The sequence below is a fragment of the Vibrio cionasavignyae genome, from assembly GCF_050337155.1.
GTDB lineage: Bacteria > Pseudomonadota > Gammaproteobacteria > Enterobacterales > Vibrionaceae > Vibrio > Vibrio nomapromontoriensis.
The window spans coordinates 18,638-44,744 of the sequence record NZ_JAKJSR010000028.1 but is presented as its reverse complement, the minus strand read 5'-3'; the positions used below and the strand labels follow the sequence as shown (position 1 = coordinate 44,744).

The 26,107-nt window shown below is 44.4% G+C and carries 22 protein-coding genes; 11 read left to right on the top strand and 11 right to left on the bottom strand.

The window, feature by feature from the left end:
* Positions 1-2 precede the first annotated feature (2 nt).
* Positions 3-1,196 carry a BamA/TamA family outer membrane protein gene (locus L4D74_RS20890; RefSeq protein WP_428754453.1) on the top strand — a complete coding sequence of 398 codons (1,194 nt, stop codon included), beginning with the start codon at positions 3-5 and terminating at the stop codon, positions 1,194-1,196.
* A 125-nt stretch (positions 1,197-1,321) separates the two neighbouring features.
* Positions 1,322-2,197, top strand: coding sequence for a LysR family transcriptional regulator (locus L4D74_RS20885; RefSeq protein ID WP_428754452.1), 876 nt, complete (start codon positions 1,322-1,324; stop codon positions 2,195-2,197).
* Between the two features lie 148 nt (positions 2,198-2,345).
* Here the strand turns inward: L4D74_RS20885 and L4D74_RS20880 are convergent, their stop codons facing one another.
* Both L4D74_RS20880 and glgX read right to left on the bottom strand, forming a co-directional pair.
* Complete coding sequence (locus tag L4D74_RS20880) at positions 2,346-4,220, bottom strand: sensor domain-containing diguanylate cyclase (protein ID WP_428754451.1); 1,875 nt, start codon at positions 4,218-4,220, stop codon at positions 2,346-2,348.
* Between the two features lie 159 nt (positions 4,221-4,379).
* Positions 4,380-6,341: a glycogen debranching protein GlgX gene (glgX, locus tag L4D74_RS20875; protein ID WP_428754450.1), complete on the bottom strand. Its 1,962-nt coding sequence runs from the start codon at positions 6,339-6,341 to the stop codon at positions 4,380-4,382.
* 433 nt (positions 6,342-6,774) lie between these two features.
* Between glgX and L4D74_RS20870 the strand changes: the two genes are divergently transcribed.
* From L4D74_RS20870 to L4D74_RS20855, 4 genes are all read left to right on the top strand, one after another.
* Positions 6,775-8,115: a carbohydrate porin gene (locus L4D74_RS20870; protein ID WP_428754449.1), complete on the top strand. Its 1,341-nt coding sequence runs from the start codon at positions 6,775-6,777 to the stop codon at positions 8,113-8,115.
* Positions 8,116-8,194: 79 nt separating this feature from the next.
* Complete coding sequence (locus tag L4D74_RS20865) at positions 8,195-9,007, top strand: MalM family protein (protein WP_428754448.1); 813 nt, start codon at positions 8,195-8,197, stop codon at positions 9,005-9,007.
* Positions 9,008-9,270: 263 nt separating this feature from the next.
* Positions 9,271-10,509, top strand: a complete 1,239-nt coding sequence (locus L4D74_RS20860) for a tetratricopeptide repeat protein (RefSeq protein ID WP_428754447.1) — start codon at positions 9,271-9,273, stop codon at positions 10,507-10,509.
* 346 nt (positions 10,510-10,855) lie between these two features.
* On the top strand, positions 10,856-11,569 hold the full coding sequence (locus L4D74_RS20855; RefSeq protein WP_428754446.1) for an oligogalacturonate-specific porin KdgM family protein: 714 nt from the start codon (positions 10,856-10,858) through the stop codon (positions 11,567-11,569).
* Between the two features lie 121 nt (positions 11,570-11,690).
* Here L4D74_RS20855 and L4D74_RS20850 read toward each other — a convergent pair whose 3' ends face one another.
* Genes L4D74_RS20850 through L4D74_RS20840 form a run of 3 tightly spaced genes read right to left on the bottom strand, consistent with a single transcriptional unit; the run spans position 11,691 to position 14,671 of the window.
* On the bottom strand, positions 11,691-12,791 hold the full coding sequence (locus tag L4D74_RS20850; RefSeq protein WP_428754445.1) for an ABC transporter permease: 1,101 nt from the start codon (positions 12,789-12,791) through the stop codon (positions 11,691-11,693).
* Entirely contained in the window at positions 12,788-13,714 is a 927-nt protein-coding gene (locus L4D74_RS20845) for an ABC transporter ATP-binding protein (RefSeq protein ID WP_428754444.1), read from the bottom strand. The genes L4D74_RS20850 and L4D74_RS20845 overlap by 4 nt, the downstream gene beginning before the upstream one ends.
* Positions 13,715-14,671, bottom strand: a complete 957-nt coding sequence (locus L4D74_RS20840; RefSeq protein WP_428754443.1) for an HlyD family secretion protein — start codon at positions 14,669-14,671, stop codon at positions 13,715-13,717.
* Between the two features lie 440 nt (positions 14,672-15,111).
* On the opposite strand from L4D74_RS20840, the gene L4D74_RS20835 reads away from it, so the two are divergent.
* From L4D74_RS20835 to napH, 4 genes are all read left to right on the top strand, one after another.
* Positions 15,112-16,065, top strand: coding sequence for a M23 family metallopeptidase (locus L4D74_RS20835; protein WP_428754442.1), 954 nt, complete (start codon positions 15,112-15,114; stop codon positions 16,063-16,065).
* Positions 15,969-16,403: a bactofilin family protein gene (locus tag L4D74_RS20830; RefSeq protein ID WP_428754441.1), complete on the top strand. Its 435-nt coding sequence runs from the start codon at positions 15,969-15,971 to the stop codon at positions 16,401-16,403. Before L4D74_RS20835 ends, L4D74_RS20830 begins: the two co-directional genes overlap by 97 nt.
* 253 nt (positions 16,404-16,656) lie before the next feature.
* Entirely contained in the window at positions 16,657-17,424 is a 768-nt protein-coding gene (gene napG, locus L4D74_RS20825) for a ferredoxin-type protein NapG (RefSeq protein WP_428754440.1), read from the top strand.
* 2 nt (positions 17,425-17,426) lie between these two features.
* Positions 17,427-18,272, top strand: a complete 846-nt coding sequence (gene napH, locus L4D74_RS20820) for a quinol dehydrogenase ferredoxin subunit NapH (protein WP_428754439.1) — start codon at positions 17,427-17,429, stop codon at positions 18,270-18,272.
* Between the two features lie 103 nt (positions 18,273-18,375).
* On the opposite strand, the gene L4D74_RS20815 is transcribed toward napH, so the two are convergent.
* From L4D74_RS20815 to L4D74_RS20790, 6 genes are all read right to left on the bottom strand, one after another.
* Positions 18,376-19,158 carry a hypothetical protein gene (locus L4D74_RS20815; protein WP_428754438.1) on the bottom strand — a complete coding sequence of 261 codons (783 nt, stop codon included), beginning with the start codon at positions 19,156-19,158 and terminating at the stop codon, positions 18,376-18,378.
* Positions 19,159-19,211: 53 nt separating this feature from the next.
* Positions 19,212-19,565 carry a hypothetical protein gene (locus L4D74_RS20810; protein WP_428754437.1) on the bottom strand — a complete coding sequence of 118 codons (354 nt, stop codon included), beginning with the start codon at positions 19,563-19,565 and terminating at the stop codon, positions 19,212-19,214.
* 70 nt (positions 19,566-19,635) lie between these two features.
* Positions 19,636-20,382 carry a Crp/Fnr family transcriptional regulator gene (locus L4D74_RS20805; protein WP_428754436.1) on the bottom strand — a complete coding sequence of 249 codons (747 nt, stop codon included), beginning with the start codon at positions 20,380-20,382 and terminating at the stop codon, positions 19,636-19,638.
* Between the two features lie 475 nt (positions 20,383-20,857).
* Positions 20,858-21,460 (bottom strand): 2OG-Fe(II) oxygenase, encoded by a 603-nt coding sequence (locus L4D74_RS20800; protein ID WP_428754435.1) that lies wholly within the window; start codon positions 21,458-21,460, stop codon positions 20,858-20,860.
* Between the two features lie 186 nt (positions 21,461-21,646).
* Complete coding sequence (locus L4D74_RS20795) at positions 21,647-23,449, bottom strand: choice-of-anchor I family protein (RefSeq protein WP_428754434.1); 1,803 nt, start codon at positions 23,447-23,449, stop codon at positions 21,647-21,649.
* A 227-nt stretch (positions 23,450-23,676) separates the two neighbouring features.
* A complete protein-coding gene (locus L4D74_RS20790) occupies positions 23,677-25,488 on the bottom strand; it encodes a PLP-dependent transferase (protein WP_428754433.1) in 1,812 nt (603 codons plus the stop codon).
* Positions 25,489-25,630: 142 nt separating this feature from the next.
* Between L4D74_RS20790 and L4D74_RS20785 the strand changes: the two genes are divergently transcribed.
* Complete coding sequence (locus L4D74_RS20785) at positions 25,631-26,083, top strand: Lrp/AsnC family transcriptional regulator (RefSeq protein ID WP_265675972.1); 453 nt, start codon at positions 25,631-25,633, stop codon at positions 26,081-26,083.
* Positions 26,084-26,107: the final 24 nt, after the last annotated feature.

Below are 26,107 nucleotides of genomic sequence, written 5' to 3'. Positions count from 1 at the left end.
CTGTGCATACATTCCTTATCAAGACTTCACTGCTATCCCTCTCTCTCATTACTGTTGCGACTTCTGTTTGGGCAGAAGATGCCGCAAAGGTTGAAAATCATGCTGCCGAGAGTCGAGAGCCCACACCACAAAATACAGGTGCAAGTAGCACGCCTTCGCAAGAACTTGCTAGCCATCAGCCTCAGGTAGCAGGTGAAGAAGCCCTACCAGATAGAAAGTTTGCAGCATTTCCTGTTCCGATTACTGATGATGCATTAGGGGTTGGTCTTGGAGTTAATGCGATGTATTTGCATGACCGAGCGGAAGGGGCAACAAACCCTTCTACCAGTATGTTTTATGGTCAGTATACTGATTCTGGCAGTGGCATGGCGATTGTTGGGCATGAACATGTTTTTGCGCATGATGCATGGCGTGCTGGATTTTGGGCGGGGCATTTTAGTTTGAATTTAAAATACACTGGCCGAGTCGGGATGCAATTACCAAAAGCTGCAAAATATTCAAGCTACTCGAATTTTGTCTATGGTGAAGTTCGTAAGCAGATTATCGATGACTTGTATTTTGGCGTTCAAGGGCTATGGAGTGGCGGTAATGCAGATTTAAAAGAAAAAGCAACGGCGGAAGAAAAGCGCGAATTTGAACGTCAAATGAGTGGCAATAATAGTGCTGTTGGTTTTCTAATGACCTACGATTCTCGTGACAACATGATGGGAGCGAGTCAGGGTTTAAATGTCGACTTGAGCACATTACATTACTCTAAAGATAGCCGTACAGGTAAGCGTTTTGATAGATTAGACGCAGAAATTAGTCAGTACTTTCCAGTGGGTGAGGATGTGTTCGCTTATCGAGTTATTGGTAAAGAAATGCTTGGAGACACTCCAGAGTATGAATTCGTCACACCGGATTTACGAGGCGCTGATTGGAATAAATATCGTGGTAGTGCGATGTATCAGGCTGAAGTTGAATACCGCCGTAAGTTCTCAACATTATGGAGTGGCGTGGCTTTTGCTGGTGTTGCAATGGTTAAGAATGAGTATAAAGGGGCGTCGTATAGTGTGAAATCAGACGTTATCCCGAGTGCAGGGGTGGGTGTTCGCTATTTGTTGAACGCAAAAGAACGATTTTCGATAGGTGCTGATGTGGCTGTGTCTAAAATGGGCAACACGAGTTTCTATATTCGATTTGGTGAAGCGTTTTAATTGATTCATCCCTCCGGTTGATTGAGTTTATCGGTTGTATTGGTTCGAGTTATAAGTTTGGTGCAATTATTGTGCTATTGTTTTACGATGACATGGTTATTAATAAGTGATTCAAAGGGTTGAATATGCTGAATATTGAGCAGCTAGTGGCATTTGTTGCAGCCGCAGAACAAGGTTCTTTTTCTGCAGCGGCGAGACATCTCGGAAAAAGCCAAAGCTCGGTAAGTATTGGAGTGAATAATCTCGAGGTTGATCTCGGCATTACGCTGTTCGATAGAAGTACTAAGTATCCCAAGCTCACCCCTCAAGGGGAGCGGATGCTTTCACAGGCAAAAGTGCTGTTGCGACAAGCAGAGCGAATTCGCAATTACTCCCGAGCAAGTGTAGAGAATGTCGAAGATACGTTAAGAATTGCTATTGATCCGCTACTGCCATTTAGCTTGCTTGAGTCCGCGATTGAGAAAATGTCACAACGGTTTCCATTTACTCATGTGGATGTATCTCGCCTCGGTGCTCATCATCTTACGGCCGCAATTTCTAATGACGATATCGAACTTGGATTCAATATCGCAGCTGACGCGGTGCCAGAGGGTTTAGATTTTGTCTCTATTGCTAATATTGAGTGGGTATGTATTTGCAGCCCAGACTCTATTTTTGCTGATATGACGCAAGTGAGTAATGAAACCTTAATCGGCGAAAGACAAATTGTTTGTCGTAGCATGATGCAAAACCCGGTGTTGAACGCTCAAGGTGCGTTTTCACAAGATATTTGGCAAGCAGACGATCAAGAAGATGTGATTAAGCTGGTTGAACAGGGAATTGGCTGGGCTATCGTGCCGAAAGACTTCATTGTTGAAAAGCAAGCATTAGGCACATTGATCGACTTCAGACCAGAATTCCAACGCTATGAAATGCTGAACTCCGCGGATGTGCTTTGGAAGTCAAACGCACGATTAGGGCCGGCTGCAAAGTACCTTTGTGAAATGCTCGGCGTGTTCTAGTTTAATTTCCTCCCTATTGGCGCATAGAAAGACTTATCAGAAGAACTGATAAGTCTTTGTTGTTTTATGGTTAGCCTTAGCTATTCAGTCCCATCATTTCTTCACAGAAACCAGCACTCATCCTAATGGCTGAAGGCAAACGACGTGATTACTGGTAAAAACAGACGATATTACGTCCTTTTAGTTTTGCTTGTGTTAACGCTTGCTTGGCTCGACCATTCACTGCGTCAGGCGTATCTGCCACTCCTGCAGTACCAATTTCTGTGGCACCAATAGTAATGGATGTTTGTATCCATTTATCATGCATATAGAGTGGTTGTTTCTCAACTAATTGTCGCAACCAGTCCAATTGTTTTTCTGCGTCGTCTCTACTACTGGCGTCAAAGAGTAAAGCAAAGCCGCCATTCTCATCACGAGCAAGACAAATGGCATTTGGCTTTTTGAAGTTACGCTTAATCATATCGGCGACGTACAAAATGACAGCGTCTCCTAGCATATCGCCGTGCTGCTGGTTAATGTCACTAAGCCCCTTGATATCGATTAAAGCAAAAACTGCGTTACTATTTCGGAAATGTAATAGGATCGCATTGCGCATGGTTTGTTTGTTGTTGAGCCCCGTTAAGGCGTCTTTACTGTGTAGTTTTTGGAACAATAGTAAATTTGACAAGGCAACTTCAGAAAAATCTCTAATAGCACGCAACACTCCCCCAAATGCGAAGAATGAGCTCTTAAGGTAAATAACGCCTATTAATGTTTCTCTTTGATACAAAGGTAAGGTGTAGTGACGACCTCTAATTTGTAGTTTTTGGGCGACAATATCTAACTTTGTATTATATGAATAGTTGAGTTCTCTACGCGTTAACACCGTTGGTAAGACGTCCGTATGATGGATGACCTGACTATTGCCGTGAAAATCGATAGTCTTAAAGTTACTAGACTCACTGTCATAGAGGCAAAGTTGTACGCCTTTATGAAAGGTAAACTGGTTAAACACTGACTTAAGATCTTGTTTAAATTTAGAAATGTCAGATGAGGTGTTGAGTTTTGCCAGTGATTTATTGAGTTGGAAAGTAATATAGTTAATGGAAAGTATCAAAAATAGCAGTGATAGCAACACGATGGCGGTCAATGATATTTGGTACGAGGTGAAGAGGATATCTGCTCTGTTGGTGCCCGACACAAACACCCAGTTCATTGGATTATGCGCATCAAAAACGCTGACTTTGTATTGGCCATTATAATAATACTCGTAGGTACCCCGTTTTTCTTCTTGGTTTAGTCGCTGTCTGAGTCCGCCAGTAAAGCCGATAGAGGGCGATGCGACTTGTAAGGGATTAGAGTAGTGTTCGTAGGTTCCTCGCTTTTCCGCGAGATCTAATTGCGCTTTTAATCCGCCAGCATAGCTAATGGAAGGTGAACCAATTCGTAATGGGTTTGGATGGAATACTAGGCGCCCAGTTTCGGCATCAATGACAAACACGTAGCCATTCTTTAACGTTTTTAAGTTCGCCAAGTATTGGGTCGTGTGTTGGACATCAAATTCTATCCATACTTCGTTCTCATTGACGTTGTTCGCTTGTTTAATTGCAAAGACCCAAAAACCATTTTCCTTTTGATAAATACTGGATACCGCGTAAGTCTTAGAGGTCGCTTTGTACTCATGCCATTGGATAGTACTAATGATGTTTGAGGAAACAGGTGCTCCGTTCACCGGTTGATAGAGTTTGCTACTGGGATTAAAGCGCACAACATTTTTATATAGGTAAGTATTAGAGAGAACGTCATTAGCTAACGCATTAAAATGAGAAGAATTAACGTTATTTTGCAGTAGGTCTACCTTGCCAAATGTGGCTTCAATTTGTGCCCAAACTAACGCCGATGCCATTTTAACATTGGATTGAGATTGTTCTATCGCGAGATCTTGCGAGCGTTGATATTGTTGATAGGAGACGAAAAATAGGGTAGCAATAAGAGCAAAGCAAAATGGACGAAATACCCGTAATAATAATTTTGGTAAAAACATATACTATTCAACTGATTGAGCAAGTACCTGATATTACTATTGGTAGTCGGTATTTTTCAAAGGAATATTACACTTTTCGATGACATTACTACTTTGTTTTGTTCATTAAAACAAAAGAGTCTAAAATTTAGACTCTTTTGTTGAAATTAAATAATATTCTTATTGGCTAGGTGAAAAATATAATATTGCCATCGACATCGGCGCTTGCAAAATTTCACCTTCAGCATGTCCTACTTCAGATTCCGCAATGTGGGTATCACAAATAGTTTTCCAGCATTGATTTCTGTCGTTGGGGAGCGAAAAGCGTGCAGGTGCTTTGGTTTGGTTAATTAAATAGAGCATTTCATCGCCGTCTTTGCCTATCCCAAGGTGAAGAGCGACACTGCTTAGTCGATTCCAATCTTCCATGCTCATTAACTTACCGTCTACACGGCTCCAAAATATTCGGTTGTTGTTGCGGTTTTCTCCGCTGAACGCTCGAATAAACGGCACCATGTATTGTTGACGGGCAACGATCATATTTGCGAGCCAAGTTTTAAAGTGCTGTTTGGCTGCACTTTGCTCCCAATTTAACCAGCTTAATTCGTTATCTTGACAGTAAGCGTTATTATTGCCTTTCTGAGAGTGAGACAGGACATCGGCCGTCAAAATGTGCGGGATACCAAAAGAAAATAACAGCGTTGCCATAAAGTTTCGCTTTTGCTTTTCCCTAGTAGCTAAAATGATCGGGTTATCAGTCGCGCCTTCAACGCCATAATTGTCAGAGCGATTATCACCATGACCATCACGATTATTTTCACCATTGGCTTCGTTGTGCTTATGCTTATAAGAAACGAGATCCTGCATGGTAAAACCGTCGTGATAAGTGATGTAATTGACGGTGAGCTTATATGGCCAATTAGCGGCACTGTATAGGTCGCGAGAGCCCATAATACGCGTCGCAAACTCTTTCAAATACCCTTGATCCCCACGCCAAAAGCTACGCGTGATATCACGCAGGCGGTCGTTACATTCGTTCCAGCCAAATGGAAAATTGCCTACTTGATAGCCATTTGGTCCAATGTCCCACGGTTCGGCGATGAGTTTTGTTTGTTTCAGAGTTGGGTCTTGAGCGACAGCCCTAAAAAATGCCGCATCTTGGTTAAAGTTGTCACCATTTCGCCCTAATGTCGCCGCAAGATCGAAGCGGAATCCGTCAACTTTAAACTCTTCTACCCAATACCGAAGTGTGTCCATAACAAGATTCAGTGCTGGCTGATAGTTAAGATCAACGGTATTGCCGCAACCAGTAAAGTTGGCGAAGTATTCACCATGTTTGAGGTAAAATTGGTGATCCAGTGCTTTCAGGTTGAAGACTGGGCCATTATCGCCACTTTCCGCAGTGTGGTTGTAAACTACATCCAAAATAACTTCAATGCCGTGCTGGTGAAGCGTTCGAATGGCAGTTTTTAGCTCAATAACGGCATCATCGTCTGCATATCTTGGATCGGGCGCCATAAATACGTAAGGGTTGTAGCCCCAGTAATTGACCTTATCCATATCGAGCAGGTGAGGTTCATGCATGCATGCCGCGACGGGTAATAATTGCAGTGAGGTTATGTTTTGCTCGCGATAAAACGCCAACATATCGTCACTAACGAGCCCTAAATACTTCCCTTGATGTTCTTTGGGTACGCGCTCATTGAGTTTGGTTAGCCCTTTTACATGAGTTTCAAACAAAATCATCTCTTCACGAGGGATTCGCGGTGACGTTGAGTCTTGCCAATCAAAGTTATCGTCAACGACGACACATTTCGGCAATAGTGAGCTCTTGGAATCATCGAAAGGAGGAATGTAATGCAGGGGCTTATCCAGTGCTTTTGCATAAGGATCGGAGATAAACTGAAGTGAATCTGACTTCTCGATAACGAAATTGTAACGTTGACCCGCATTTATCCCCTCAACGCGAGTGTATTTGATACTTGCATATTCTTCATCGAGCGAGAATAGCTGATAGGAATCATCGCCATTAAATATCGCCAGCTTGATTTGTTCACAATCTGGCGCATGAATAGCAAAATTACATCCCTTGCTATCTAAAGAAGCCCCTAAAGGGTAAGGACTTGACTGAATTTTTGTCATAAGCGTTATTTTACTTTTTAGTTGTTGCTGACAGTATTTGTTTTTAACAGTTAATAGGTTTGTCAACTTTAGGTCAAGCCTAGATCACAGAAATTTAAATGTAATTTTATTTCACTAATTTTGCGAATTCGTTAAGAAAAGTGACATAAAGCGTACTTTGCGCGTCAATACATTACCAATATCCATACTACTCCCCCCTAAATATGTGATCAGGGCAAAAGAAACGACGTACGGTTATTTTTCTCATCCTCTCTCATCCCCCCCTTTATAAAACTAAGGTGGAGGACGTGTTTCACCTATGACTTCGTTAATGTTCATTTCGTTCAATGAACTCGGGACCCTAAAACCGATATTTCAAGTGTTGAGGGCGTGGTACTGCCTCCATAGCCCTCTACAAGAATGAATATAACAATAAGTTAAACGGAGTTTTCTAATGAAAAAAGTAAGTGTAATCGCTGCTGCAGTGGTTGGTGTACTAGCGTCAGGTTCCGCTTTTGCGGGTGATTTACAATTTAATGGTTACATGCGTGCAGGTATCGGCATGAATGCTGATGGTGGCGCGGCTGCTTCATATGGTAACGGCGGTAGCGGTCACGCTGTTGGTCGTCTTGGTGATGAGGTTGATACTTACGCTGAGATTGGCTTAGGTAAAGAAGTGTACAACGAAGGTAATACGGCGTTCTCAATCTATACACGTATGTCTTATGCGACCAAAGAAGGTAACGTTGACCGTCAAGGCAACTCAATGCAACGTGTTGGCGATGGCGGTCCTTGGGACAGCGGTAATACATCCCTTCGTGAAGCCTATGCTAAAGGCGATTTTGAGAATTACACCATTTGGGCAGGTAAGCGTTTTTACCAACGTAAAGATATTCACATTCTAGATTTCTATTACTTGAATAACTCAGGTTACGGTGCGGGTGTTGAAAATATTGATACAGGTATCGGTAATTTCTCTGCTGCAATTACATCGTCTGCGGAAGATTGGCAAGGCGACTACAGCAACGGTATTCACGGCGATGATTGGAAGCGAGCTTATAAGGCAGATTTCCGTCTAGCGGGTATTGAAGCAAACAAAGATGGATCTATTGATCTAGGTTTCATTTATGGTATGGCGTCACTGAGTGATGCACAGAAAGATCAAGCTAATAAGCCAGATGCAGGAACGGGGCCTACGGGCAACGGTGATGTAGCCGATAATACCGGTATGTTACTGACGTTCGAGCATACTCAAGGCAATTTCTTTGGTGGCTTTAACAAGTTTATCGTTCAATATGGCACTGATGGTCTAGCGGTTGGTGGTTTTGATAACCACGCTGGTGAAGGACTGAATGCGGTTGAAGGTAAGGGTTATCGCTTCATCGATTGGGGTGTGATTGAGCAAGAGAAATGGAACATGGGTTACTCATTCATCTATGGCTCAAAAGATATCGATAAAACGACATCAAAGACTACTCATCTTGATGGTAAAACCGATTTTTATAACGCGGTTATTCGCCCTGGGTACAAATGGAATGACCATTTAGCGACAGTGCTTGAAGTTGGTTATGCCAATGAAAGACGTACTTCTAGCCTGATGACAACAGATTCAGGTGAGTGGAAAGACCTAACGAAGGTGACACTGGCGCAAGAGTGGAACGCAGGTTCAAACTTCTGGGCTCGTCCTTCTATTCGTGCTTACGTATCACACTACTCGGGTGATAAAGTACAAGAAGATACCAACGGCAATAAAGCAGAAACCATGGTTGGTGTTCAAGTTGAAGCTTGGTGGTAATGCGTAACGTATTAGCATAAAAAGTAATACAGCCAGAGTGATCTGGCTGTATTGATATAACAGAAGTAGGGGTATGTTCATGAAGTTTTGGTGGTTACCGATTTTGACAACAGTTGCGATTGCAGGCTGTTCGAGCACGCAGGAGGTGTCGAACTCTGTCGAGCCTGAGCAACAAGTTGTGACTAGCGTGGATAAAATCAAGTGGATGGACTTGAACTTACCGGTTGATATTGAAGCTAACATAAATGAAAGTTCACAGCTTTTACTTGAAGGTAATAGCGCTGGACCTATCATGGGCTTAGTCGTTGACGGTACTCGTGGTAGTTTAGATATTGAAGTACAAACCTTAGTAGAAAATGAGCAGAGCCTATACGCTTCTTCAGTCAAGATTACCGATAATTTAGGTAACCTATTAGCTGAAAATAATTTCGAACAATTTGAGTATCAGCAAAGCAAAATGCTTGATCCTAATAAGTTCGCGGTGACAATGAATGTCATCCCTAAAATGGGCACCACCAAAATATATATTTTGGTTTACACAACCAAGCAATCATTAGACAGTACCTCAACGGTGACACATCCCGCGAAGATTTTTGCTGAGACGAAGGGTACAGTCCCTCCAGTAATTCCAGACCCAAGTATCGAACATGGCTTGTATGGCAAGGTTAGAGTTAAAGTTACTGCGAATGATTTCGTAACCCAGCGTGTGGTCAAAGAGCAGGAGTATGTCCCTGAGGCCGCAACCAGTTCGGAATATTATACGTCCGCTATCCAAAAAGCCGTTGCAGAAGACAACATCCCTAAAGCACTCAGCTTACTTGATGAAGCTAAAGCCCTAAATATCGAAGGCGCTCAAGAAGTCTTCGTGAAGGCAATTAACAGCAAAAAATAGATAGCTTGATATTGTTAAGCCTCGGATAGCGCATGCATCGCCCAAAGCGACTTGTGCTCCGGGGTTTTTTTATTGCTTAGAATTATTTACAGGGTCTAGAATTTGTCGCTGGGCAAGGGTTAAAGTGTCGTTTTGGCTTTGGATTGAGCAATTACAGGGGAAAAGATGTAAAACCGTGTGGCGGATCGTCAAAGATGCTTCATTTAATGGTAAACCTGCCGTTACTATAACTAAGTAATTACACTTAATGAGCTTTCTATTTTATGTCGACACTTTCTATCGCTATCGGTGCAACAAGCCTTTCGCTCATTTTGGCGTTTGTTTGGATGTTTTCCTTATCTAATCGCAAAAAGCGATTAGAGCAAGAACGCATTGCACGAGAAGCAGCGTATCGGCGGACGATTGAAAAGGCTCGACAGCAAGAGCGAAAAGAGCGAATTTTCAAAGCCGAAACCGGTCATACACCAACCATGCTCTTTTTAGCGAAAGAAGCCGAACGGAAAAACATCCAAGAAGCCTTGTATTGGTATCAAAAAGCCGCGCAGTTAGACAATATCACTGGTATGTATGGCATGGTTCGTTTAAGTGAGTCTAAACGCGAAGATATGGTGCTTCGTGAGCAAGCCAATTACTGGCGTTTGTGCATTGCTGGAGCAGAAGGCGATTTACACGCAAAGTTTGAGGCAGCGAAAGCCTTGGTGTATGGACGAGGCGTGGAGTGCAATATTCCTAAAGGTATTGCGGTGATTGAAGAGGTGGCGCAAGAGGGCAACCTAGAAGCGATGCTTTTTATGGGAGATTGGAGCGTATCACCAGATAACCCGCTGCCTTCCCCAAAGCAATCGACGCAATGGTTCGTGCAAGGCGCAGAGAAACAAAATACAGAAGCCATGACCAAGCTTGGGCTTAACTACCTAAAAGGGGTGGGCGTAGAGCAAAGTACTGAACGCGGTTGTTACTGGTTAGAACGAGCGGCGGAAAAAGGTAGCGTGGAAGCGATGTTTTTTGCCGGCGAAGCGTGGCGAGATATTGCGCCTAACGGTGCGGCCATTGCTTATATCTGGTTGTTTATGTCGGCGCATTTAGGGTATGAGCCCGCCAAAGCAGTGCGTGATAGTGTTGGTTCGACACTGGGAGTGGATTCGGTGGTTGGATTGCAGTCGTTGGCAAAACCGGTGCTAAAAAAGCTGCAATTAAGTTCAATGGTCAAGCACTCACTCATCAAAGCCCTGAATAAGCTATATAAACGTCAATTGCCGTTATTTGAATTGGAAGATAAGTTAGGCGAGGAGAGAGAGAATCTGGACAACCCAGCATTTAGTTCCTGCAATGAGAGCCAAATGAGCACGAAACACAATCAAACACCGATGGCGGACGATGATATTTCAGCTCGTGACTTGTCAAATATGACGTCTGCAGTAGGGCATGAGTCCTCAAGTGAATCTATAGAGCCGAGTTTCTCTAGTAGCTATTCAAACTACCATCAGACATTCGGCAAATAGTCGTTATTAGTTCCCGATGAACGCTAACTATCTAAAATAGTTGAGTTCAAATCATAATTGAAACAAATTCTTTTGGCATTACTCATCTAGAATCATTTATGATTCATTATTGTGAGTATGTTATTTTTTTTGGTTTGTTTTGTGTTCAATTAGTCACCTTTTGATGCTTTTCTTGTGACGCTTATCACTTAAACTTTTCTGTTGACACTTTCATGACATTGCAAGGGAACAAAACAATATTCTGAGCTGCGTTTAGTGTTGCAATCAAGGATGCTTGGCAGTGGCCTTGTTGTTAGCACGTTAAATCTGATGCCGTTGGCATTCCTGTTCTATACGGAGCTTTATCATGAAAACTTTAAAACTGACTCTAGCAGCAACGCTAGTTGCTGCTGTTGCTCTTCCTGCAAGCGCAACTTATGTTGATGTTCGTGGCGCATACAAGACAGAAGCAAAAACATACGAAACTCGTGTACGTGCGGGCTTTGATTTTGCAGAAGATTGGCAGATCCACCTTGAAGGTACACAAGCTCAAGGTGATAAACTGTTCAGCAATTCTGGTAAAAGCGTTGCAGCATTTGAAACAGAGCTTAACTACAACTGGGCAATCAACGACAACGTGACGTTGACTCCTGGTTTTGTATACTGGAATGGTTCAGACCACACAGAATACCGTCCTTACCTAAAAGCGACGTACGCAACAGGTAACTTCTACACGGCAGCACGTTACCGTTACCAAGCGGCGACAAACAGCGTTACTGGTAAGACAACAAACGACACTAACCAAGTTGACGCTTGGATTGGTTACAACGTTTCTGACTTCAACCTAGAATATAACCCAGCGTACATCAACCAAAAAGATGGCGGCGCATACACTAACGGCGCAACGGGTGAGCAGGCTGATACGAAATGGGAACACACATTCCAAGTTAAATACACTGGCTTTGAATCTTGGGCTCCTTATGTTGATTACCAGATCTTGGACAAAACGTTCCGCGATCCAAACACAAGCTCTATCAAATCTGAAAACCGTATCCGTGCGGGTGTAACGTTTAACTTCTAAGCGTTATTGAATCGCGGTTTACGTCGCGACGATAAAAATTCTAAAGGCAGTGCGTATCGCACTGCCTTTTTCGTGTGGGTAGCAAAATAGTGTGCTGAAAATAGGGCGATATAACAAGCGGTTAATCCAAGCTTTTTTTAAATCGAGACGCCGCGACGGCCATCCCGACTACCGTAAAGCACGCTAACCAGAGCGAGTCTCTCCAAACATCGGTTAAATCGGCGCCGCGCAAAATGATGCCACGAATCATGCGCATAAAATGGGTGGCAGGGAGCGCTTCTGCGACCCACTGAGCCGCTGCTGGCATGGCTTCATAGGGAAACATAAAACCGGACAGCAAAATGGAGGGCAGCAAAATGAACACTGTCATTTGCATGGCTTGTAGCTGAGTCTGTGCGATGGTGGAAATGACCAGACCAAGCGTGAGGCTGGCGGCAATAAAGAGTAAACTGCCGAGCAATATTTGACTAAGAGCCCCATTGATTGGGACATTAAAAATAATGTAACCAAGTCCAAGAATAATAAAGATTTGAAGCAGTCCAATAAAGATATAGGGGACGATTTTTCCCACCATTAATTCAAGAGAATGAATAGGTGTAGTAATCAACAGCTCTAAGTTTCCGCGTTCACGTTCTCGAACGATTGCCGCACTGGTAAATAAAATCATCGTCATTGTTAAAATGACGCCGAGAAGTCCAGGAACAATATTTACAGCGGAGCGACGACTGGGGTTGTAGAGTAGCGTTGCCTCAAAGGTTTTAGCTTGATTTGGTTGATAGCCTGCAATAGAAAAAGCTTTAATCGGCATAGTTTGAAGTGAAAGTAATGCCGAGCTTATCATGGTATCAGAACCGTCGACCAGCCATTGGCCTAGTATGTCATGATGGGTAATGCGCTGTCCTAAATCGGAAGGGAGAATTAGGGCGGCACGAACCACGCCTTTTTTAATGGCGGCTTCTGCTTCAGGAACGGTTGCATAGTGGGTTTTAACCGTAACGACTTGGGTTACTTTAATCGCTTCGGTGATGATTCTTCCCGGGGCTGAACCACTTTGGTCGACAATCGCGATGGGAATGTTTCTAACATCAGTATTCATGGCAAAGCCAAAAAGCAGTAATTGAATGAGAGGGATCATGACAACCATACCAAAGGTGATTCGGTCGCGTGATAACTGACGAATTTCTTTCACCATGATGGCGCTTATTCGAGATAGGCTTTTCATTGTCTTCCCTCCCCTGTTACCGAGACAAAGACGTCTTCAAGGCTCGGTCTTGCGGGCGTCAGTTCGGCGTGCTGAAGTTCAGGAAATTGGCTACGTAGCCAACCGATAGGATCCACAACGGATTGGTTAATCAAAATGCGCAGGCGGATCCCTAACTGAGCGGCAGAACGTACCTCGGGTCTTTGCAGCACTTTTTCTTTCAAGGTACGAAGTTGGTTAGCTTTGACTTCAATGATATTGACGCCCATATTATTCATCAAAATTTCTGGTTCATCATCGGCGCGCATTTCACCCGCTTCCATGATAGCGAGCCGATGGCAGCGTTCAGCCTCGTCCATGTAGTGTGTCGTGACGAGAATGGTGGTGCCTTGATCACTAAGATCAAACAGTTGCTCCCAGAATTCTCGACGATTCTCAGGATCAACCGCGGAGGTGGGTTCATCTAAAAACAGCAATTCGGGCTTGTGCATCGTGGCAGCCGCTAAGGCGAGCCGTTGTTTTTGTCCTCCACTCATGCCATTGACACGTTGTTTTTGAAGGTTCCTTAATCCATAGACCGTGAGTTGCTCATCCAGACGCTGTTTACGTTGCTGCGCAGTCATCCCAAAGATCTGCCCGATAAATTGCAAATTTTCATTTACCGTGAGGTCATCATAGAGCGAGAACTTTTGAGTCATGTAACCTATTTTGAGTCGCAGTGCTTCCGATTGTTCAGGAATACTTAAGCCTAATACTTCAATCTCTCCGGCAGTGGGTTTAAGCAGCCCAGTAAGCATGCGAATTGTGGTTGATTTACCGCAGCCATTGGGGCCGAGAAAACCATAGATACTGCCCTTTGGTATTGATAGGTTAATGTTATTGATAGCCGTGAAGTGGCCAAATTTTTTCACCATGTTTTGCGCCGAAACCGCGAGTTCAGACATTTATTTCAACCCTTCTAAATCAACTTGAGCAGGGACACCACTTGGTAGAAGCTCAGCTTGGCTGCCAAGGTCAACTTCCGCGAGGTACATCAAGCGCGATCGTTCATCTTCCGTCAGCGCATAGTAAGGCGTAAAGGAAGGTTCCGAGGCAACCCAGCGAACCTTGCCGATCAGTGCTTCTTCGATCCCGTCAACATAAACGTTGACCTCAAGACCGGGAATAAAGTTAACTCGAACGGAAGCCGGAACATAGACTCGTGCGTAGGGAATACGGTCAGCGAGAACCACGGCAACAAATGCCCCAACAGGGACGCGTTCGCCAAGGTTGTAGGGAAGGTTATCTAGTACGCCATTACGGGTTGCAGTAATGGTCAGTTCGTCAAGTTGTTGAGTTTGTAGCGCCACTTCTGCATTGGCTGCGGCTAAGGCAGCTTCTGCTTGAGTAATGTCTTCTGGGCGAGTCCCTGCTGTAAGTTTAGAAAACTCTTCTTGGCTGGAGTTCAGCTCTGCCCTTGCTGCATCGCGGTTCGCGACGGCTTGATCTTTTTGTGATTGGCTTGCGAGTTTTTTACGTACCAGTTCTGATGCCCGAGAATAGTTTTGTTGCGCTTCCGTCAAACGTGCTTGTGCCATGTCCACTTTTGCTTGGGCGGCGGCAATGTCTTCGGGTCGTTCTCCATTGGTTAAGCGAAGTAAGTAGGCACTCGCTTTAGCTTGCTCGGCGATAGCATGAGCAAGGATGGCTTCTTGGCGTTTTGTATCCAGTTTGACAAGCACATCCCCAGTGGTGACGAGACTGCCTTCGCGAATGGGCAGTTCACGGATAATCTCACTGGCAGTAGCAGAAAAGGTGATTCTATCTCGCTCAAGCGTGCCTAGTGCTTTGTTTTTTTCTTCAGATTGGCAGCCCAGTAGCGCGAATATCAATGGCAAGATGACGAGAAATAACCGTTTCATATTAAGACCTTCTTGTGTCGTTATACTATCAATATTAGAAGCCTTCTTGCTGTTTTCTAGCTAATTTTCATGAAGTTATGATGTGAGGCTGATTTTTAATTAATCATTTACGGACGGTGATGACAGAGGGTGTACAGCCGATTGAATCTGAAACGGATGGATGTATTGTCCAATAACAGAGGGTGTTGAGGCTTACCCCTGTTATCTAAATGGAGGGGAGGGCGGTTCATTTGGCTAGGATATTAAGGCTAACTTATTATTTTCATTAATTATTTGACACCAAGTCACGTCCTGACATTTCCCAATTTCTTTAGACTAGTACCAAGCAACACGATTGCGTAAATTAATGGCCAATGTCACCGCTAGGCGTGACATCGCACGCTGTGGTCGTGCCTCCTTTAGCCTTGTTATTCTCAGTCATGGAAAAGATAGACTCGTACATGAAAGACCAGCTAACCATATCAATTTCAACCATTAATGGCTCAACGCATTGGCAATTGAGTAAACGGATGCGGCGCAGCCTTAAAAGTTTAGCCAGTGTCACCGCAGTTGGCGTAGTGTCTGCGTTGCTCCTCATTTGGCATTTGTACAATAGTGTCGATGATGCGCAATTGAAACAGGCAGAATTGACTAATGAATCTCAGAGCATGGAAAATGAACTGGTTAATCTGCAGCAGTTAAAACAGGCCTTAGAGCAAGATCTATCCGAACGTGAGGATAGGATTACCCATGTTTCCGAGCGGCTATCTGAGTTGGAAAATGTGCTCGGTGTTGCCCAAGATGGCAGCGTGCATGAACTGGATTCTCGCTTAGACACGGCAGCGATTCATTCAAATGTGCGTATGACAATGTTGACGCAAATACCGAGCGGTTCCCCTGTGGGGAAGCAGCGTATTTCCTCGCAGTTTGGTAAGCGAATTCATCCCGTATCTAAAAAAGCTAAGATGCATCGGGGACTGGATTTTGCAGTGAATACGGGAACAAAAATCTATGCGCCTGCTGACGGTGTGGTTGAGGTTACAAGGAAAAGTCGTAAAGGCTCAGGCAACTTCTTGCGCCTCCAGCACGCATTTGGCTTTTCTAGTTCCTATTCGCACCTGAAAAGCTTTAAGGTCAAAAATGGTCAGTTTGTCCATAAAGGTGAATTGATTGCACTTTCAGGAAATAGCGGATTGTCTTCTGGTCCGCATCTTCATTACGAAGTGAGGTTTGTGGGCAGAGCGTTAAACCCAAAACCATTTGTGGATTGGGGAGTGAATGAATTTGAAGAAATCTTTGAAAAAGAACGAGGAATACGATGGGAATCTTTAGTAAAAACAGTGGAACAACGAGCCGCGCAACAACTACAACTCTCATTGCCAAAGGCTGTACTATTAGCGGAAAACTCAAACTAGAAAATGATATTCAGGTTGATGGTTTCTTAGAGGGGCAAGTCAATGTCGAAGGTGCCATTATCATCGCAGAGTCTGGGCGAGTGAAAGGCGAGGTCTTTGCTAAACATATTATTATCAATGGGTTGTTTGAAGGGGATTGCCACGCTGACCATATTCAGATTTTGTCCAATGGAAGAGTAAAGGGAAAAGTATGGAGTAACAATCTTAGTATTGATCCAGGGGGAAAATTTTTTGGTGAAACGGCTGAGCTTCCCAATAGTGATGTTGTCGATCTTGGTACAAAGAAAATCACGGATGCACCGAAGCCTAGTAAAAGCGACAATGTTAAAACAGCGTAGCGTCCCATTTTGTTTGCGGGTAATACATTTTTATGACTGGCTATAGTTAATTTGTATACTGGATATAGTTAACTTGTATTGTCGGTAAATACTGGTGATGTGATCGGCGCCACTTAGTTAGCTTGATGTAAATCAAGCAACCGGATGTATTACCAAAAAGAGTGATGTCAATCGAATTAAATCACATTAGATTTATGGCATGAGTTAAACGTATAGCTCGCTTGTATGGGTGGGCTTGGTTGAGGCAAATGCGATGTCACGTTCGAAAACCTCGGAAAGTCGCCGACGATTTCTAAGAGATGCCACCAGAACCGCAGTCGGTGTTGGCGCTGCCGCTACATTACTGGGTTTACAGTCTAAACAAGGTCAAGCAAAAACAAGCGGGGGCGTGCCTATCCGCCCACCAGGTGCGCTGGAAGGCAATAGGTTTGATGAAGCCTGCTTACGCTGCGGCTTGTGCGTTCAAGCATGCCCTTATGATACGCTTAAATTAGCGACCTTACTGTCGCCTGTTGCCTCAGGCACCCCTTACTTTACTGCAAGAGATATCCCTTGTGAGATGTGTGATGACATTCCTTGTGTTGTTGCATGCCCGAGCGGTGCGCTCGATCATGCGTTGACCAATATTGATGACTCTCGAATGGGGCTCGCAGTATTGATAGATCACGAAGAGTGTTTGAATTGGCAAGGTCTTCGCTGTGATGTGTGTTATCGGGTGTGCCCTCTGATTGATGAGGCAATAACACTTGAGCCGATACGCAATCAGCGTACGGGCTACCATGCAAAGTTTATCCCCACAGTACATTCAGACGCGTGTACCGGATGTGGTAAGTGCGAGCAAGCTTGTATTACGGAAGTTCCAGTGATCAAAGTAGTACCGATCGAACTCGCGAAAGGTCATATGGGGGATCATTATCAGCTTGGTTGGGAAGAGAATGTCGAGCTTCGTGATGGTACGTTCCCTGAAACACCAGACATTGCGCCAAGTGAGCATATTCGCATCAATGATGGGAGAAAATAAGCATGGCTAAAAATCTCGCAAAAGATGCCGGTAAAGACGCAGTTCGTGAACTGGGCTGGTGGAAAGCGCATCGCTTTTTATTGCTAAGGCGTGTCTGTCAGTTGTCTATTATTGCCCTCTTTATGATTGGCCCTACATGGGGTGTGCTGAAAGGTAACCTCTCGTCGAGCCTGCTATTTGATACCATCCCGCTAAGCGATCCATTATTAGTCCTGCAAACTCTAGCAACCGGGCATTGGCCGGAAGTGAATGCCTTAATAGGCGTGGCTATTGTCGTTGTGTTTTATATGGTCATTGCGCCAAGAGCGTTTTGTGCATGGGTTTGTCCGTTAAATTTGGTGACGGATTTGGCGGCATGGTTAAGAAGAAAGCTAAATTTTAAAGCCAGTTATAAATGGTCAGCAAAGATTCGCTATTGGCTGATCCCCGTTATCTTACTCGGCAGTGCTGCCTCGGGTTCATTGTTATGGGCGTGGGTTGACCCGGTTGCGACGCTGCATCGCGGGCTAGTCTTTGGCATGGGGGCGGGGTGGATACTTATCGTACTAGTGTTCTTGCTAGATTTAGTGCTGGTTGAGCACGGTTGGTGTGGGCATCTTTGTCCGCTTGGCGCCACTTATGGCGTCATTGGTCGTAAGAGTGTGATTCGCATAAAAGCAACGCATCGAGAAGCGTGCACCAAGTGCATGGACTGTTACAACGTCTGCCCTGAACCAGAGGTGCTTAGACAGCCCCTTAAGGAAGGCGATCGCCGTGTGATGAGTCAGGACTGTATCAGTTGTGGGCGCTGTATTGATGTCTGTGCACTCAACGTGTTGGAGTTCAAGGTCAAACCTAAAGCTGATTAACCGTATCACGGTATCAGACACCTACCCGGCAAGAGCCGATGGGCACTATTCGTGTCGGGTAGTATTTGCTCCTGCCTTAGATAGTCTATTACCCATAATTAATTTATTGCCAATTGATGGGTTTCATATGGCAATGACGGTCTGGTGAAAAGACAATTAACCAGGCACTTTCTTCCCAGTTAACATAGGTATTATCAATCGCTTGATAATTAGTCGATTGAACATTAAGGCATTGAATACTTGGCTGTCCTTCTCTTTTCAATTCTAGTGTTAAACTTCCTGCGTGCTTTGGCACAGTCAGTGGTTGTGACAGTGTTTTTCCTTCAAGCCCTTGGATGATTTGAGTGCCATTGAGATAAAGGTCCGATGCAGTGTGTTGATTAGGCGTAGACGCATCGATGACAAATACGGGTACCGTCTGTTCAGATTGAGTCACAACCGGTCTTTGGACGGTATACAGTGAATAGTTATTAGTGCTGCTATCGCCAAAAGCAAAGACCCAATAAGGTTGTTCTGCGTCGGCAATAATTTGCGTGCTTGCTTTCACGAGTTGTGTATTGCGGTCAAGCAGTGCAATGGTGATTTCTTGATTGTTTAACGTATCAAAATAGTAAGAAATCGTTGAGCGCGCACTGCTACTAAACAATATGTGTGGTTCAGTTAGGGTTTGCTGGTGGTTTTCATTGCTGTAGGCAACGACATGCGCTACTGAAAAGTCACTTCCGCCATAGACATAATCAAAGACATGCAGATCTTGTCGCACCTTGAATCCATCAATGTCAGGTGTCACGTTGACTCCGCCGTCACTGCTTCCACCGCCACAGCCATAAAGAAATAGGCTAGTGGTAAGCAGTACAAAAATGTCGAATGAGCGAAAATTATGCATAGTGTTGTTCTCGAGTTAATAAAAGGTAAAAGCAAGGTGAGGCAAAAGCGTGGTCATTTAGTGAGAAAAAGATCGCGGCTTTTGATATATAAAGCCATCCTTGGGCATCGAAATGGTTTGAGGATATGTCGCCATCTTGGTTTTGGGCTGTTCGCAGTAACGGAATAATGGCTGGTCATATAATCTAATGTCTCTTCAATCACTTGATCCCATTGCGAGTCAAATGCAGTGGTAAGTTGGCTAGATTTAGGGGACGTAGACCAGATCTTATTGCTGATTTGTGGACAAATATAAATATTGCCCACTTCATCAACAATGACTTCCCCTTTTAATTGGTTATCCCGAAATTTTTTATTTACGTCATCTTGTGCATCGGTCTTAATTTCGATTGAATAGATATATGGCATGTTATTTTCCTATGGTTATACGCAGCCCTCAGGTGTCATCCTGATAGGCGTCTTTAATGTCATTTAGTGATTAGAGAAAGTGGCGAGGGTCTCTAATACTTAGGTCAATACCATCCAGTTGGTTTGATAATTGCGAAACATCATTAATGATGATCTTACTTCGATTAAGCTCGACAAGGTGCTCTCGTTCAAGTTGTTTCATGACTTCATTGACCCGTTGCCTAGCAATCCCCGTCATTTCACTGAGCTGCTGTTGCGAGAGCGCTATTTCATTGCAGGTTCGATGTTTGTCTAAGTGCGCCAAAATTTCTAGGATCTGATAGACCACTCTAATGTTAAGGGTTTCACTGTTTATAAGTTGGCTTTGCAGCCATTTCGCTCGTGATTCAAAGGTGAGCGAATAAAACCATTTGTATATTTCATGACTACTGTGGGCAATATTTCTTAATTGTTCATTATTAAAGTTCACCACTGTGCATGGTTCTATTTCAATAAAAACAAATGACGACAACGACGATGTACTATCAATATAGTTTCCAAACCAACCACCTTTTCCGATAATAATACAGTTTGCGGTTTTTAAGTTTGGTGTTTGAATACATACCGCCAATGTGCCTTGTTCAAGAAAGTTAACGCCTTGATTAATGAGGCGAGAGTTATCTAAATCCCGCTCTACAACCTGTTTTCGCTTAGCAAGTGTGACTAATTGTTGTTTTAAAGCCGAGGAAAGCTCCGTCGTCCACCTTAGGTTTTGACTGTCTACATTGTCGGTCATGCTTTCCTCACCACTATTCATCAACGCTGTTTTCTCTATCACAATCTACCATCGCTAGTGGCTGATTTATAACGAAGTATACTGCTCTACATTGAAGTATAGTCTCCTTGTATTCGCTTCGCTTACGTTGTCGAGGTTTTGTACTCATGCCTTGATGTTGCAAGTAGTATAAAAGCAACCTAGTACAAGAAATATCCGTTAGCGGACACTTCTCAATAACAATGAGAAAATAGCCCGAAGGGGGTAGTTTCTGGCTCCTGGAGTAACCAGTTTTAGTACTTAGTACTTAGTACTTAGTACTTAGTAGTAGGTAGTAAGAAGTAAGAAGTAAGCGGCTTAAGTTAGGAGCTCGCGACCAAAGAACCAAAAGCGTGGAAAGCGCAGGATATGAAAGAGTTGGGCGTAAAGTTAAGCAGTGTGGACGTGAACCTACAATTAAAGCATGACATTGTTTTGCCGTGGATTAGCCTCCAATTCGACCGCTGTGGGTAGAAGGTCGAAAAGGAGAGGAAAAATGCTAGTTCGCAATATCGAGTTGGTTATCTTTCACGCCATTCGTTCTAAACCAGCCAGCAATGCTAAATCGCTCACGGTGAGTAGGAAGAACTTCATGCGGAAATTGCTCTGAGAAGAAAACCAGTAAACGTCCGGATTTTGGCGTAATGCGAGTGAGCTCGTTGTCATCAAGATCGTAAACGACTAAGTCACCACCATCTTCTTTTGACCATTCATCATTCATATAAAATACGGTCGTGAGACGACGGTTTTCATTGTCACGAAAGCAGTCTAAATGTTTTTGATAAAAGTCGCCTTTTTCATATTTAGCGAAATGCGCTTCGTATTCAAACAAGCCGAGAAAGAAGTTTTGATTGGCGGCTTGGCGGATAATTTCCATCTTGCTTAAAAATTGTTGTACAGGCTCGCCAAGATCCTTGGATAGCCAACAGATCTTATCACTGCGAATCGCGCTTTCTCGCACTTCTTCATCGTTTCGGCCAATACAGGCTTTTTTCCAGTTTTCAGGCAAACACGCTTTCAGTGCGTCTACTTGCTCTGGAGAGAGAAAGTCATCCCAGATGTAATAACCTTGGGAGTTTAAGGTGTCGATAAGCTTTTGCATGATTGGCGCCGTGGTTGTCAGAAACAGGAGGGCGCTTTATAGAGAAAACTAAGACTGCTATCAATTCAGGTTTGTTATCGTCACGGTAGAAGAGAGTGATAGCCCCCTTGATAATGGCATCAAGGGGGAGAGGGGCTTTATAGTCTCATATTGATTATAGAGCCCCGATCTACATAGGGTGAAGCTCTAGAAATCGATACGATATACCGAGGTCGTGCCACTCACTTCGTTGCCAACGGCAATAAAGTGCTGACCTTGGCGAGTGAAGTATTTAATGGATTCTGGACCTAAATCACCAGCTTTTGGGTTATAGACCTCATTGTCACAGTCACCGTCGTCTACTTCGGTGCACACTGGTTCGTCGAAGTGGCGATTATTGACGTACTTTAGAAACTTAGCTTGAGCGGGCTCAGTGACATCGTACACCATGATGCCTCCGTGACGTTCTAAACCAATGAACGCGTATGCGCGGCCATTGATTGTCGCGACGTCTATGGCTTCAGGTTCCACCCCTTTATCATCACTGCGGTCGTCGGCAGAGTGATTGTTGTCATTCGTGCTGTTGAAGTGGGCTTTCTCTTGGCTTAGGACAACGGTCGCAAATTCGTCACCGCTGTCGAATACTCGTTCCCCTGCATCACTCCAAATAGAAAATGAACGTGCGCCAAACGCTTGGACATTATCGCTAGCAGCTAGCTCGCCTTCAGACGTAATCACTTTTAAGCGTGCAAGCTGGGTGTTGTCCTTGAGTGCGCTGGCGAGCGGGTGATCGGCCGCCACATTAAGTTTTTTGCCGCGGACTTCATCACTATAAGCGATACAAAAGTCTTTGTTATTGGCATAGTCACTGACACTTTGGTCTTCGTCGCCATCCCACTGATAACCTAATTGGTCACATTGTTTTTGAGTCGTGTCGAATCCGTATTCACGTCCATCCCCTTCGTTGGCTGTCACAATATACGTTGAGCCATTAATGGTGTAGCTGGCGATACTGTCTGGCATGTAAAGCCCTTCGAGCATGGCGTAGTGCTGTAAGTTACCGACGATTTTATCTTTGTTGGAAGCATCAAGTTTCGCGCTTTGCCATGATTTGCCACCTAATCCGTAGATAGCGTCGATAGTGGCAGAGCTAACATCGATCGCACCAAGGGCGTTATTCTCTTGTAAGGCGACAAAGATCTTTCCATTGTCGGTAAACGTTAGGTACTCAGGTTCTAAGTCTTGTGCAACGGTGGCTTTAGGGTGCCCAATACGGGTGTTAGCGTCGAGCTCAGAATGACGGCTACTCCCCTTATTGAAATCTCTAAAATCGATTTGAGTGACGACAGCATCCATCGGGCCAGAATTAAGATCCACCAACGTTACCGAGCCTTCGGGGTCGATAGAGTAATCGGCGTTAGGCTCCCCTTCATTCGCTGCCGCAATATAACGACCATCTTTGGAGAAACTGACCATATCTGGGAGTGCGCCAGCTGAATAGGTTGTGATGAGTGCAAGCGTATCGGAGCGGTACAGGGCGATAATACCATTCTCTTGTTTGTTCGCATTCTCTATAGCGACAGCCACTAAGCCTTGATGTGCTGAGACACTATTTGCAGCACCAATAGAGACACCAGATTGATTGGCGGCAGATTGAAGATCGATGACACCCGTTGATTCAGGCAGGCTTTGTTCATTAAGTGATAACACATCTATTTTTTTCGCTTGGGCGTTTACGACATAGAGTTTATCGGTACAAGAATCGTAACTGACAATTTCCGCCGCTGATGTCGCAAACGGGGCGTTTGCGATGGATGTACCGATTAATGATAACCCGCTGAATGTCGCTTCAGTTTCGGTAGGGGTTTGCTGCTCTTGACACTGAATGTTGAAGCTGTTGATTGCGTTAAAACCTGCAGTAGACTGATGATTTTCTGAAGGCTTTGAGCAGCCTGACATAGCGGTAATCGCGACGGTAAGCGCAGTGAGTTTAAGGTAGTGACGATTCATGTTTCCTCCGTGAATAATGCAACTTTGGATAACGCTCATAAACAAAAACAGAGCGCTCGATGACCATAAACATATTTTGTTACGCTTTGGTGACTTTTACGGAAAACAATGAAGCCCCTCCCGGAGAAAGGGAGTGACAGAATGCTCAATTACTTAATTTATCGAGTGATAAGCGGAAATTAGCTCGGTAGGAGTGCGCGTCAACACTCCTACCGTCATCGAAGAGGCTATGCGATTAACGACGTAAATCGTGGCAGGCTTTGTGCGAAGCGTTGGTGTACATCTAGGTAGGTTTGTATATAGACTTCGTCAATGGTATCGGGGCAAGGAAAGCTGCTAGAAAAGTCCATGTGTTTGCGGTCAATAGACAACTTTGCAGCCTCGATGATATGCGCAATGAACATGCGAGGATCTTCAAGTCCAATGGAGATTCGCATGGTCGTAGGCTTTATTCCAGATTCAGCCAGCGCTTCGTCGCTGAGCTCAGAGTGCGTGGTGAGGGCAGGGCACAGCGCAACGGTATTGGTTTGTCCTAAACTAACCTGCATCCCAATAGCGGGTTCAAGCATGTCGAAGAACTGTTTAAATACGTCACGATTGATTGGGGCACGATTACCGTTTCCTTCCATATCAATCGTAAACAGTGCGGCAGGCAAGCCTAGGTACATATTGTTTTGGCAGTGCTCATAATTGTCACTGTCAGGAAGGGCTGGGCATGAGACGTTGATGTCGGGGTGCCTATCAAATAACTTGGCTAACGTTAACGTGTTAATCGTCTTTTGAATGACTCTCATCTCATAGGTTTTCATGCCGTTGAGTACTTCAAAGGCTTTATCGGCATCAAGAAATGCCCCCTTAATGTAGTAGACGTTCCAAAATAAGGTTTCGTTCCAAGGAATAATCACCTCTTCGCCATTAGGCTTAGTGAACGGAATGTCCTCACCTTTTGGTGCAAACATGGTTTCATTGCGTCCGATGACAACACCTGCTGTCGTGGTACCTGAGCCAGCCAACTCTTTCGTGTACGAGTGGATAACAAAGTCAGGGCGCTCCATGACATCATCGCGCTTTAATACCGGGTGCAGCAGAGGGGTTCCAACGGTTGAATCGACAATGACGTCCCATCCTCTTTGGTGGGATTCATAGCTGATTGCGGCTACGTCTAAGACGTAGCCGTGCGGATTACACGGAGACTCCAAATAGACGTAGATTTTTTTCCCGTTGGCTAAGCGGTCTGCGTATTTCTCCGCGAGGTCATCTAGGCGAGTTGCGAAATCATCGCCCCCGTAACCATCTACCCATTCGACGGCAATATTGAGGTTTGAAGACTTGCCAAACCAATCTTCTAGTAGCTGATAAGATCCGCCATAAATATTGCGTGATGAGAGCACAATGTCTTCGTAGCCAAGTAAGTGACTAAATAAGCCATCGATGGCGGCCATTCCTGAGTTAAAGTTCCAAGCTAGGTATTCGTTCGCTCGTTCGCCCGCTTCAATATCAACCATATGATTGGCTAACGCGATAGACGTTGGGTTGAGTAAACGCGAGTAAATGTCGTGTAATGGCTCTTTACCATTGAAGGCGTCTTCAATCCATTCAGTACAAGCAAATAAGTAGGTTGCCGTGCGAGTGATGACTGGGCTTGCGGAGAATATCGCTGAGACATTGTCGAATATAGGGTAGGCACCTTTCGACGCAAAATGACCATTGTTGGTGGCAATAGATTGGTACGTGGAGCGCATAGGGTTTTGTAAATTATCGAGAATTTTTGCAATCTGAAAAGATAGGAAGCGCTTGGCATTAAACCACGCAATACGGTCACTCTTATCGAGCTCTGATAATCCATCTATCGTCAGCGCCCATAAGTCATGAGTTTTATTGTTTGCTTGATAGAGCGTGGTCGCGAGTTCGACCAGAGTCGTGCCATATTCACTGTTTGGGTCAATGCCAAAATGTTTAGCTTGCTCAATGGCAAGTGTTTGCGCTTTCTCATGCTTAGTGGTTTTTCTTAGGGGGCTAAGTTGGGTTGCGATGTTCATGTCTGGTTCCTTTTGACTGTTCTCCTTAAAGTCTAGAAATTCTCAGTGGCGAATGATTGCGAGTTTCCACTCTTAGTACTAATGTTAAGCAATATTATTGCGTATGAGCGGTAAAGATTGATGGATAATTGCGAGAATGGTCATGGATGATATAGATAAGCGAATTTTGAGTGAGCTGCAGAGTAATGCACGGCTGTCTAATCAAGAGCTTGCTGATAGAGTATCGTTGTCACCTTCCCCTTGTTTACGTCGTGTCAGGGCATTAGAAAAGCGCGGTATAATTAACGGTTATCATGCCAGCGTCGACCAAGAAGCGTGCGGGTTGCCTATTACGGTGTTTGTGTTGGTAAAATTAGAAAAGCCGACGCAGGAACAGATGCGGCATTTTGAGCAACATGTGGCGCAGCTCGATGAGGTGTTGGAGTGCTTTTTGATGACGGGAAACCACGATTATCTACTTCATGTCGTGAGTGGTTCTTTAAAAACCTACGAACAATTTATTCGTAGAGAGCTAACGAGACTGCCTAACATCGCAGCCATAGAATCCAGTTTTGCGTTTGGTCAGGTGAAGCGTAAAACGAAGCTGCCCATATAGCTTAAACACCATCAAACTTTAGCT